The organism is Psychrobium sp. MM17-31 (assembly GCF_022347785.1).
Taxonomy (GTDB): domain Bacteria; phylum Pseudomonadota; class Gammaproteobacteria; order Enterobacterales; family Psychrobiaceae; genus Psychrobium.
The window spans coordinates 632,715-645,157 of record NZ_JAKRGA010000002.1; the positions used below are offsets into that span (position 1 = coordinate 632,715).

Annotated in this window: 7 protein-coding genes; 4 read left to right on the top strand and 3 right to left on the bottom strand. The window is 42.2% G+C overall.

Annotated elements, in window-relative coordinates:
* Window positions 1-114: 114 nt before the first annotated feature.
* Both MHM98_RS07345 and MHM98_RS07350 read left to right on the top strand, forming a co-directional pair.
* Entirely contained in the window at window positions 115-2,796 is a 2,682-nt protein-coding gene (locus MHM98_RS07345; protein ID WP_239438611.1) for a hypothetical protein, read from the top strand.
* Window positions 2,793-3,107 (top strand): EscU/YscU/HrcU family type III secretion system export apparatus switch protein, encoded by a 315-nt coding sequence (locus tag MHM98_RS07350; protein WP_239438612.1) that lies wholly within the window; start codon window positions 2,793-2,795, stop codon window positions 3,105-3,107. Before MHM98_RS07345 ends, MHM98_RS07350 begins: the two co-directional genes overlap by 4 nt.
* Before the next feature lie 84 nt (window positions 3,108-3,191).
* Here MHM98_RS07350 and MHM98_RS07355 read toward each other — a convergent pair whose 3' ends face one another.
* The gene (locus MHM98_RS07355) at window positions 3,192-4,280 is read right to left on the bottom strand and encodes a nuclear transport factor 2 family protein (RefSeq protein ID WP_239438613.1); all 1,089 of its coding nucleotides are present in this window, start codon (window positions 4,278-4,280) and stop codon (window positions 3,192-3,194) included.
* A gap of 347 nt (window positions 4,281-4,627) precedes the next feature.
* On the opposite strand from MHM98_RS07355, the gene MHM98_RS07360 reads away from it, so the two are divergent.
* Both MHM98_RS07360 and yegD read left to right on the top strand, forming a co-directional pair.
* The gene (locus MHM98_RS07360) at window positions 4,628-6,724 is read left to right on the top strand and encodes a winged helix-turn-helix domain-containing protein (RefSeq protein ID WP_239438614.1); all 2,097 of its coding nucleotides are present in this window, start codon (window positions 4,628-4,630) and stop codon (window positions 6,722-6,724) included.
* Between the two features lie 74 nt (window positions 6,725-6,798).
* Window positions 6,799-8,163: a molecular chaperone gene (gene yegD, locus MHM98_RS07365; RefSeq protein ID WP_239438615.1), complete on the top strand. Its 1,365-nt coding sequence runs from the start codon at window positions 6,799-6,801 to the stop codon at window positions 8,161-8,163.
* Window positions 8,164-8,497: 334 nt separating this feature from the next.
* Here the strand turns inward: yegD and MHM98_RS07370 are convergent, their stop codons facing one another.
* Together MHM98_RS07370 and MHM98_RS07375 are read right to left on the bottom strand one after the other, a co-directional pair.
* A complete protein-coding gene (locus tag MHM98_RS07370) occupies window positions 8,498-10,573 on the bottom strand; it encodes a TonB-dependent receptor (RefSeq protein WP_239438616.1) in 2,076 nt (691 codons plus the stop codon).
* 196 nt (window positions 10,574-10,769) lie between these two features.
* Window positions 10,770-12,443, bottom strand: coding sequence for an alpha-amylase family glycosyl hydrolase (locus tag MHM98_RS07375; RefSeq protein WP_239438617.1), 1,674 nt, complete (start codon window positions 12,441-12,443; stop codon window positions 10,770-10,772).

Genomic DNA, 12,443 nt, shown 5'->3' on the forward strand with positions numbered 1-12,443 from the left:
CAGCACCTGCGCCGATACTTTACATATCATAATAACAGTAAGTGCTAAAACACATACGATCGATTACTATGGTAATTTCGATTATCGAACGACTTCAATTAATTACGGGCAATAATGGCAGATATTCTCCCAAGTTCAACTCCCTCAAATTCTACGGCCGTTTCGGCGAGTAAAGAAGGACAAGTTGTATCTAATGTATCTGTCACTAAGCAGTCTGTAACTACAAGCGGAAACAATCATCAAACGATTCCTTCGCAGGTTATTGCTAAAAGCGAATCGCAAATAACCCTAAGTATTCCAAATGCTAAACCGCTAGTACTCGATATCAGCCAACAACCAGAACTAGCACAACGCTTTGCTATTGGCGAAAAGGTCAACCTTGCGATTATTAAAGATGACCGTAATGTTATCATTCAGCTTTCACCAGCTCCGACTAAAGCGACTGGTGAAGTAACAATTCCTGCCAGCGCACAATTGCTTGAAAAGCTAACGCAGCAAACTAGCTTGCCTGCGGATATTGAGCGCGTTAAAGCCCATTTGCAAAAACAAGGCGAAATAAACTTAGGCCAAGCACGGCGACTGCCCCAAGAGCAACTGCAGTTGCAAACAACAACTAACGTCACATTAAAAGCAGCTTTACCGGGCGTTAGCGCTCTACCGTTGAATACCACAATGCAAGCGAGCCTAGTGCTTAGTAAGGATAATCAACTATTAGTTCAATTGACTCCTAAGCAAAGGCTACAGCAGCCAACATCCTTGGTAATGCCACTGCGCCAAGTTGAAACTAAATTGCCGCTCCAACAGTTGCCAGTCACCAAGGTCAATAATTTAAGTGAGGTTATTGAGCCCGCAAAGCTCAGCAATGCCATCGAAAAAATGCAAACGGTGGATATGACGAAGCCACTTAATCAACTATGGCTTAGGCACCAACCTAGTGAACAAACTATCGCTAATCTTGGAAATCAACTCAAGCAATTAGCAAACTTCACTAATGAGCAAATCAAAGCTGAACTCAATAAGCCTAATCAGACGCAGATGACTGATAGTTCTGCGCCAAAACAACAGACAATACCGCCTGACGCTAAACAGTTACCGATAAACACTCATCAGCAAACACCACAAGCTAATCAAATCAAACCATTAGCATTAAAAGAGCTCGTCAATCAACAAACGCAAGCGACTTTAGTTTCTAAAGACAGTGTTTCCAAAGGCAGTGAGCAAACAACTAAAGTCTCCAACGAAGTTGCGCCCACTCAACCACAAAATAATCAAACGACACGTTCTCAAACATCTAGTACCCAATTACAAGGCAATGATACGCAGGTAGCCAACAGCAAATTCGAATCAACGAATAAAGCTGAGTTAATCAACAAAGCATCACAAAATGTGATGGCACAGTCAGATAAGTTTGTGGCCGACAAATCAATGCCACCTCAGCCAGCAACTGAGAAGCAACCATCGGAAAAACAAGCGTCAATTAATAGCGCTCAATTAACTCAGCAAATTAACGAGACATCTAAGCAATCAGCCGTAAGTAAAACGACACCGTCGGCATCAGAGCTACAACCATCACTTACCACAAATAATGCTAAAGCATCTGAAAATGCACCTTTAGCTAAAGACGTAAGTTTTGCGCAAGATCTCAAACAAGCCACTGCACAACAGGCACTTCAATCTACTACGCAACGTTCAACGCAACCACAACAAAGTGATACAGCCAATAATCAAGCCGCAACTAACAGCACTAAAGCATCGTCAGAATCACCAGCATCACAGCCGACTAAAGAAGCATCAGATAATACTCAGCCAACTAAAACAGAGCAGCCAGCAACAGCATCGGTGCCATTAAAAAAACTTAATGAACTTATCGGTTTACTCAAGGTATCACAGCAATCTGCAATCAATAATCAAGCAGCAACATCCACAAACGATAATAAAACAGTTTCTCAATCATCTGCGATGCAGCAATCTCTTACGGATGATATTGAACAATCATTAAAGCCCAACAGTAAAATAGAGCTTGGCGCGATTAACGAATTGAAAAATTTATCGCAACGGGTACTGCAACAATTGCCAACGATGAATAGTCTCACTAATCCGCTACAACTAGCACAGGTGGTTGAGCAGTTTAGTCGTTTTGAGCCACTGAGCACCGCATCGGTTTCACTAACCAACCTAGGGCCACTAGCTAGTGCGCTTCACGTTATGCTCGGCGGTCGCCATATTGCCAATGGTCAATCACCATCACCGCAATTACTGAAACATCTAGGGCAACTCGTTAAACAAGGCAAACAACCAACGAGTCATTTAATGTCTGCCCTGCAAATGCTCGGTAACCTACAGAGCTTCAAGCCACTCGAAGAAGCACTCACCGGAATGAGCGCTAACATTCAATTTTATCAATATCAAAACGCCGAGCAGCAACAAACCAATCAGAACTTATTCTATTTTAATGTGCCCACCAAAGAGCAGCATATACCTCAAATCGAGGGTGAAATAGAGCGCGAGCATCAAGATGAGAAAACTGGCGAAAAATGCTGGCGTCTAACACTATTATTGCCTTGTGGCCAAACAGACAAAGTAAAAGTAAATGCCCTACTCACATCACAAGGAGTTGAATTGGACTTAACTTGTAATAATGCATCCTTACTAGAACGCGCCAATTTTTACTCGGGATTCTTAAGCGACCGATTAGAAGCCTTAGGCTTTAACAATACCAACATCAATTGTACCGAAGGTGAAATTCCAACAACCTTGGTCAAACGCCCCAACCAACTTGTCGAGCTAATGATATGAATGAAAACAACGCTCCTAAAGAAAAACAGCTCGTCGCCCTCAAATACGACCAGCAATCGGCCCCCAAAGTTACCGCTAAAGCCTATGGTTCATTGGCAGAAGAGCTATTAGAAATAGCCAAAGAAAACAACGTCATGATCCACCAAGATCCTGCACTGAGCCAATTTTTACAGCGCCTAGACATGGGACAAGAGATCCCCAAAGAGCTCTATCTGATCATTGCCGAACTCATCGCCTTTGCCTTTGTACTCCAAGGTAAGTTTCCCGACAATTGGAAGAACATCCACAATAAGGTCGACATCAAAAGTTAGAGTCTTCAACTGCAACTAAGAGTCCTCAACTGCAACCAATTGAAGACTCTAAACTACTACTTAGCTACAGGCTACCACAGGCCACTATTGCTTATAATCCCACAACATGTTTTTAATCTGCCACCGTTTATCAAGCTTCACCAAATGTAAATATTCAATCCAATTGTCCGACACCATCTTGACCGTCGCCATATCGCGGTGTACATCCAAAATGGTTACTTCAACTGTCATTTCGGGAGGAAAACGGACCCCATTGAGATTCCAACTTTCAGCAAATTCCATCAGCTTTTCATAACTAGTTTGGCGCAATGTATGTTCACCGCTTGGCAATGGGAATAACGGAACGAAATGCTTGTGCAAATCTTGGTGAATGACCTCTTTCATTAGCTCAGGCTTACGGTTTTTTAACGCTTGCAAATAACTAAGCGACACGCGTTTTATTTCTGCTCGAGTATTACTTTTATCATCCGACTTAAAAGGATCGACAACTTGTAATGGCGTGCCATCAACCTCATACCGACTGGCTTTTTGATAATAACCTTGCTCGTCATAATGCTTGGTTGCATAGGCATATCCCCATTGATTCTTCACCATTTCTCGCTGGTGATTAAAATATGAAAATTTAGTATGTCTACCGAGGTTATCGTAATCATCCTCATAATAGGCAACGCCGTCTTTATTATTAGCAATGTTTAAATCGCCATCTAAATTGTAATGACGCTTAGGATTGCCCTGTTTGTCGTATTCAATGGCCGTATCAGCAAACTCAAAATAGGGTGATAAAGGTTGTTTTTCCCCTTTTAAATTGTAACGACGTTCAACGACCCAATTATCCTTTTGCTGCCACTTGTACTCAGCGATATTCCAACGTGACTCAACTGCTTTATTCGAATCATTGAAGAAATTTAACTGATAAATAAAGCCATCGGCATCGACTTTAAATACCTCTTTATGGACTCCGCGAATGTTCATCATCGGTTTATTGTTAACATCGAAATATTCACGAGTTTGCAAACCATTGCCGTAGCTTATTTTCACAAACTTTGTACCAAAGCTCGTCAATGGATGGCGGCGAGGATTGCCATAACTGTTGTTTTCAATCTCCGACAGTCGACCATTAGCATCGTAATGAAAAATATAATGAGGTTGTGACTGTGCCTTTTTCGCCGACATTGGAAAGATCCCTTTGATCTCAGCATGAAGGGAAACGTGGTTATACCTAAGTGAAGCGAAATACTCTGAATCTTTAGCGCTAGCAATATTACTTATCGCTGTTAGCGCTATTAGAACTAAATAAAGTGCATTTCTCGTTATCTTTGTTACATACATCGTCTATTCCTTGTTGTTTAAAGCCATAACACTTTGCGATATTGATTTGCTAAAGTTGTGAAAAGACAGGGAAAAAACATGTAGAAAAGGTGAATTTTCACCATTTACCAACCAATTGTATAAAAACAATACACTTTAGGGTTTAATCCTGAGGTTATTGTAGTCAGAATATAAAAATTGAGAATTACTGGATGTCTTTCGCCGTGTATAAGATTGGCAATTTCAAACTCGACAAGAAAAATGCTCGTTTATTTCAATGTGACGTTGAGATAACAGTAGAGCCTAAACTCTACCAATTACTATTACTCTTCGTCGACAATCCAGAGACCATCATCTCCAGAGATATGATTATTGATTCGCTCTGGGACGGTAGGTACGTCACCGATAATGCCATCAATAAACAAGTTGCCAATCTGCGAAAGTTACTCAATGACAACCCAAAACAACCAGAATACATTCAAACGGTTCCCAAATTAGGTTATCGATTAATTTGTTCAATCGAAACACTAACGCCCGCACCAGTTCATTCAAGAAACGCTCCTATAACGACTAATCCTATATCTCGAGTTTGGTGGTTAGCAGCTTCAATATTAATAATAGTAATTTTAAAGACACTTTGGCCTTCACATTCCCCAACTCAACTCATCAACACAAAAACTCAGGAATTAACTCGTCAAACGGGAATTGAACATTCGCCAAGGCAAATTATCGGTACTGATTCCATTGTGTTTTTACGGCAGCAATTAGGCCAATCAGACACTCATCTATGGAGCAAAGATCTAATCGAAAATGATCAAACTAAGATTGAATTAAACGGCCACGTGATTTCACGAATTATTACCGTCCACAAAGAGCAAGATGCTTTAGCGCGGATTATGTTTTTAGAAAATAAAGGTCCGGATTGTAATGTTTTTCAAAGCAGCATCAATATTGACAATCAATTAAGCGATTCGACTAGACTATTTAATTGTAACGGCCAACGAATTAACGACATAGCATTAAGTCCCAACAAAAAAACACTGTTCTACACCGCCTCATCACGCAACTCCCCAGAAAGTCAGCTTTACAGCTATGATATCGATTTACAACTACATGAATTACTGCGTCAGCCAGATCCTGTAGGGCGTGGTAATCACGCGTTAGATATTTCCCCCGACGGGGAAAAATTGCTGTTGATGAGTAGTGATGCGCAAAGAAAAACAACATTACACACCCTCAATTTGACTTCAAATAAGCTCAGTCGTCACAAAACATTCAACTATTATGTCGACGAAGCAATTTGGGATCATAACTCACAAGGAATTTACTATTTTGCCGCACCGCCATCACATCAAATAATTCACTCAGATTTAGACGGTGAAGACACCAACACAGTCGTCAGCGCTTCAGATTATCTTGCTAGAAATTTGTCTCGTCTTAACAAGCAAGATCTTTTATTTTCGACTCGTAGAAACAATTTCAACAACTTGTGGCTGAATCAAGGTAATGCACTGCTCACCGATAATTCTTCGGTTTACGATATTATCCCGAGCCTCTTTCACCAAGATAATAACTATTTGTTCATTTCAAAACGAAGCGGTAAAAGCGAACTATATCTCACCGATTTGAACACATCGAATACAACCCTACTTTCTAACTTTGACGATTACCATTCGTTCCGATATTTAGAATTATCACCGGATGATAATCAGCTGCTGCTTTCAGACCACAACTGTGTGTGGAATATTCTCGTCCCTACACTTTTATCTTCACCATCCAAGATCAACCTCTCTGATATGACAGAATCATTCTGCAGCCCAGCAACGATTACTGGGTTAGGATGGCTTAACCACAATACTTTTTACGTTGCCACAGCAGATAAAGCACATCCGATGAAATTTTTTACGATAACGAATGACAGCATCAAATTAACTCAAATTGAAGATATCGAAAACTGGCACTATTTGATTAGCGATCACTACACTCAGCAAATATTTCTCGTCGATAAAGTATCAAGAAAAATATCAACTGCAGCGAATTTTAAACAATGGCAAACAGGAGAATCAGCGACTGAAACTGGACTCATTTTGCCCAAAGGGGCCTTTCATCCAAAGGTATCACAAGGCATGCTTTACTATGTCACCAGAGATAACAAAGGCTTCAAACTTAACTGGCAAACACTAAAAGCTCCCTACTCAAAAGGAGAGTTAGCATTAGCTGGCTATTACCTCTACGATAGCGCTAAATCAGGCACAATTGTAAGCCAACTCGTCTCTATCGAAGGAGATATTCACAGGGCGCTTAGGTAATTTGCTCGCGCGCTAATTTTACTATATCCTAGCGCGCCTTTTTTCTGGCACCTTTTTCTTCACAGGAATTCATCATGATTGGCTTTGACTACGGCACTTCAAATTGCGCAGTTGCATTCATGCAACAAGACAAACCGCAACATATCAACTTAGGCCAGCACGGCCGTTATATGCCGTCAACGCTTTATGCACCGAGTCGCGATATTATTAGCCTCGATTTAATGCAAAAACTACCAACGGCTAAGCATCAAGGGTTTAAATCAGCTCGCCAATTGCAACTTTCTAAAGGCAGCGCCGCGATGCGTGAACTTCGTGAAGATGATATTCCAACGCATCTTAGTTTCGGACAGTTAGCTCTTGACCGCTATTTAGAAGATCCCGAAGAAGGCTATTACATTAAATCGCCAAAATCCTTCCTCGGTGCCAGTGGATTATTACCGCCACAAATAGCCCTATTTGAAGACATTGTTGCGTCGATGATGCTAGAAGTAAAAACCAATACAGAGCAGCAATTGGGCCGTGAAATCACCCAAACCGTTATTGGCAGGCCAATTAACTTTCAAGGCTTAGACGCGCAAAAAAGCAATCAACAGGCCATCGAGATTCTAACGAATGCGGCAAAACGCATTGGCTTTAAAGATGTCGAATTTCAATTTGAGCCCGTAGCCGCTGGTTTTGAATTTGAATCAACACTCACCAAAGAAACCAAAGTACTAGTAGTTGATATTGGTGGTGGTACATCTGATATCTCAATGCTGTTAATGGGACCACAATACAGCGTACTTGATAATCGAACACAGCAATTGCTTGCCCATAGCGGGCAGCGAATTGGCGGTAACGATCTCGATATTCAGTTATGTATGCGCGGCCTGATGCCAGCGCTTGGTCTTGGCAGTTTAGCGACGACGGGTAAGCCTCTACCAACAAGCTTTCACTGGCAAGCGGCGTCGATTAATAACATTAACGACCAAACCGAGTTTTACAGCGACAGTAACGGCCGCGCCCTAGCTCAGCTGAAAAAAGAAGCCGCAGAGCCACAACTCATTGAGCGCCTAATAAAAGTTCAGCAAGAAAAATTAAGCTATCAACTGGTTAATAGCGCCGAGCGCGCTAAAGTTTCCCTCACGGATAACGGCAATATCGCGGTGCCACTTAACTACCTAGCCGATGAACTAACAAGTCCAGTAAGCCTAGACACTCTCTATCAAGCCAATACTCGCCATCTTGATAACATTGGCAAACTCATCGACAACACCATCGAGCAAGCCAATTGCCAACCAGACGTTGTTTTTGTCACAGGCGGCAGCGCACAGTCACCCGTATTGCGAAATTTTTTAACCAATTATTTTAAAGATGCCGATATTGAATTAGTGACCGGCGATCACTTTGGCAGCGTTACAGCGGGCCTAGCAAGGTGGGCTGGAAAGGTTTTTAAATAAGGTTGGTCAAAAAAAAAACAGCCTTATGTGACTCTTGATTCACTAGCGCGCGGCATTTTTACTCCCGTTATTTAGCGCCTTAAATGACAAATTGCGCAGTAAGAAAATCATGGATGATTTTCTAGTATTTGCCGCAGGGATGCGGATCAAATACGTTACTGAAAAAGCAATTTTTCATTTGAGATCAGCGCTAAATGTCGGGTCGCCTTTCTTTGGTTACTTTCTTTGGCGAAGCAAAGAAAGTAACGGGTGTGCTATTGGCTTCACTAGAGTGGTCGACTCAGTTAAAAAAGCACATCCTAAAACTGAGATATAAAACGAGTCGATGGATCAATTAAAAATTATAACTAAACGAAACCCTAACTGTCCGTGGTTCAATCACGTGATAGTGTAGATCTTCCACTGGTGCCGCTTCGCCTTTTAGTTGCGACTCGTATAAATAATCGATGTCATGAGCATCAGAGTTAAACAGATTCAAAATATCTGCTTTCACATTCCACTCATGGGTTTGATAACCAATACGTAGATTGCTCACTAAACTTGAATCAGACTCAACGCTGCCATCTTCGATTAATGGACGCTTGCCAAAATAACGTGCGCGGAGGTTGGCAAACCAGCCATTGTCGCCTTGATAGCTAATACCAGTTTGCAATACATGTTTAAGCGCACCAGGAATTTCATTGCCTTCTGGTGCATCGTCGCTAAACTCAGCGTCGGTATAAGCGTATTCAACATCCAGCGTAAACTGAGGGTTTAAGCGATAGTAACCAGTTACTTCAATACCGCGACGATCTGATTCACGGCTCGCTTCTGTATTACCCGCATCACCAACAAACAGCAATTCCTCATCTAATGATAATGACCATAACGCCACCGACGTATTAAAGCGCTCGCTCCAGAAACCGCGTAAACCAATTTCATAACCTAGCGAATTAACTAAAGGATCGACTTTATCAGCCTTATCACCCGACAATGGATCAACGTTAATCGTTGTGCCACGAGCGTCATTTGAGTGAAACCCTTGGCCGATAGAGGCATAAGTCTCCCACTCATCATTTAGAGTATAAATCACACTCGCTTTTGCTGACACCTTGTCATCATCAGCTGTGCCACTGTTAGCGCCCAATGCAACGCCGTGTTTATTAACATCAACACGAGATTTCACGTCAAAATCATAATAGTCATAACGCAATCCAAACACAGTGCGTAAATCATCAGTCAGTGCCAACTGGTTTTCCCAGTAAACGCCAACACTTGCTTGGCTAACATCATCTGACTTAACAACGCCAGTGCGCAAGCGGGCTTTAGACGAGTACAATCCAACTTCATCGATATTATCGACACGAGTTTGCACACCAAATAAATTAGTCATTGGCTTGCCAGCAAGTTCACCAAATTGTTGGTAACTCACTTGGCCACCGAAAATCATGCGATCATCAACTTGCTCAAATTGATCACCATTAACAGGATCATCTAAGAAATAAGTGAAATTCGACCACAATTGCATGTCGTAACTAATCGCATAAGCCGATGCTGTCCATTGCTCGTTTTGCCACTGTGCATTAACGCTATAACGGCTCGACTCACCGCCCACAGTTGTATCTAATGAGCCTAATTCATCAATTAGACCTGATTTAACCGCGCGTTCAGGAATTTGATCGGCACTATTCCAACTATTGTCATAGCCCATAAACGAGAGTGTTAACTGACCATCACCAAGTTTTTTGCTGTGCTTGAGCAGTACATTAACTTTGCCCAAATCTTCGCTAACATCAGTCCAAGGACCATCGTAATTATTGGCTTCAACTGCCCACAACCACTCACCGGAATCTGTTGCGACACTATCAAGCGCAACTAATCGCTGATAGTTATCTTCACCTAAGGTCACTGAAACCAAGCCGTGCTCTAACAGATTGGCCGTCGACATATGGGCGCTACCCGCACCGCTAAAATCGCCAACTTGGGCGTAATAAGCACCCTTTTTATAGCTTACGCCAGCAATAGTTTCTGAAATGATAAAGTTAAGGTCGGTATAACCTTGACCGTGACCATGAGTGCGGTTGTTAATTGGCATGCCGTCGATCATGGTAGAGAAATCAGAGCCGTGATCTAAATTAAAACCACGCAAGAAATATTGATTCGCTTTACCAGTACCACTGTGTTGAGTCACCACCATGCCTGGCACCAGCTCTAATACTTCACCAGTGCGTAGCATCGGGCGAATTTCAATTTCCGCCTGACCAATGTAGCCTTGCGATGCAGAAATCGCCTCACCAACCAAGTTTACTTCACGACCCACGACGGAGATGCGCTCCATGCCATTACCGTGTGCTAATGCTTCTGCACTCAACGCGCATAAAACGCCGCTAGCAACTAGGCTAACAGACCATTTCTTAGAAATTAAAGACATAAAAAAGAGAGAGATAATTAATAACTGATATATTGTAACGTTAGCAATTGAGAATAACTAGCATTTAGGCGCTAACTACATACTTCAATACACTAATTAACATTGTGTTAACTTTTAGAGTTAACGCATAAAAAAACGCGTATTCAGTAAAAGTACAAACCTTTACTAAATACGCGCTTACTATCAGATAATTAAACTAGTTAGCTTGCAGCAAAACTACAGAAAATGGGCTATTTAGATTAACTTTACCATCAACAACCGTAGTTTTAAGACCTGAATAAGCATCAGTTAACTGCTGACCATTATTAAATACCTTACCCACAGTAATAGTCTTCTTTCCTTTAGGTGCATCTAGCGCAACAACGACTTTGTCACCACTCTTGTCATCAACGCGGCTAAACACGTATGGGCTAGCATTTAATTGCTGATGTTTACCCGTGCCAACGGCAATATGCGCTCGTCTGAATTGTCCAAGCTTTTGCCAATGTGCTAATACAGCTTTGGTATGTGGTTTGTCGAGATCTTGCCAATTCATAAATGAGCGCCATGTAGCATCGCCAAAGGCATCTTTTATCGTCAATGAACGAGCCGTTTCATCACCATAATAAATCTGCGCCATGCCGGGTGCTAATAGCAACTTGTTAGCAGCGTCAAACGAGTCTTTGCGCGCTTTATCGAACGGATGCTCATCATCGTGCGATACGAGGTAATTCATTACACCAACGCCAGATAACTCACCGCTGTTTAATGATTTTGAATAAACCTCAAACATCGATTTAATATCGCCTTTGGCGTGCTGCGCAAAGCCCATGTTGATCAAACTATCGAAACCATAGTTAAAGTAGTCGACCTGCTTGTCACCAAAATCATATAAACGTGTGCCCTTTGGTGTTTGGCCATGTCCATCAACGCCAAAATTCATCACTTCTCCCACCATAAAGAAGTCCTTGGTGGTTGGCAGCGCATTAGGATTTTTCTGCTGCCATTCTCTAAGCGCTAAAGTTGATTCATCTTTTAGCACCTGCCAAATTTCTTCTTCGGCATGTTTAGCGGTATCGACACGGAAACCGTCAAGACCGTGATCACGCACCCAGTCGGTAAGCCATTTAATCACATAGTTTTTCGGCGCGCGTGGCAAGCCAGTGCGCTTAAAGAAGGCATCAAGCTCGGCTAACTCCTGCTGCTCGCGCCCTTCTTCACGCCATTTCTTTAATAAAAATGGTGGCAAGGCAACTGGCTTATCTGACTCTGTTTTGAGATCGCTTAAACTCGTCGCTAGATTACAAGTCACCACCTGCTCATAGTTTTGCCATTGACACAACGGGTCAATGCGCACCCAATCATCTGGCCATTGCACATCGATATTGGTTTTTGGTCCGGTATGATTAAGTACAACATCGGCTAAAACCCGAATGCCTTTGGCGTGAGCGGCATCGATCATGGCTTTCATATCAGCTTCAGTGCCCCAGTTAGGATCAACCGCCGTCCAATCTTTGATCCAATAACCGTGAAATGGATAGCTTCGACCCCAATCTTCATCCCAATAGCCGTGAACTTGCTCGTTAAGTGGCGTCATCCACAATACGTTAACGCCGAGATCGTTAAAGTATCCCTCGTTGATTTTCTGGGTAATGCCTTTGAGATCACCTCCCATGAAATTACGCAAGGTCGCACCATCTTGCTTGCGGTTGTAATTAACATCATTACTCTTGTCACTGTTGGCAAAGCGATCCGTCATCATGAAATACACAGTCGCATTGTTCCAATAAGGATCAATTGGCTTATTTTTTTGCTCTGCAGCGTATGCTTGAGTAGCAGTTGCACAAAGCAACGCAGGCATTAGCAATTTATTCAATGATTTAAGAATCAT

Coding starts and splice junctions, on each gene's coding strand:
- MHM98_RS07345 (WP_239438611.1), top strand. CDS start 115: ATGGCAGATATTCTCCCAAGTTCAACTCCCTCAAATTCTACGGCCGTT.
- MHM98_RS07360 (WP_239438614.1), top strand. CDS start 4,628: ATGTCTTTCGCCGTGTATAAGATTGGCAATTTCAAACTCGACAAGAAA.
- MHM98_RS07370 (WP_239438616.1), bottom strand. CDS start 10,573: ATGTCTTTAATTTCTAAGAAATGGTCTGTTAGCCTAGTTGCTAGCGGC.
- MHM98_RS07355 (WP_239438613.1), bottom strand. CDS start 4,280: ATGTCGGCGAAAAAGGCACAGTCACAACCTCATTATATTTTTCATTAC.
- MHM98_RS07375 (WP_239438617.1), bottom strand. CDS start 12,443: ATGATTCTTAAATCATTGAATAAATTGCTAATGCCTGCGTTGCTTTGT.
- MHM98_RS07350 (WP_239438612.1), top strand. CDS start 2,793: ATGAATGAAAACAACGCTCCTAAAGAAAAACAGCTCGTCGCCCTCAAA.
- yegD (WP_239438615.1), top strand. CDS start 6,799: ATGATTGGCTTTGACTACGGCACTTCAAATTGCGCAGTTGCATTCATG.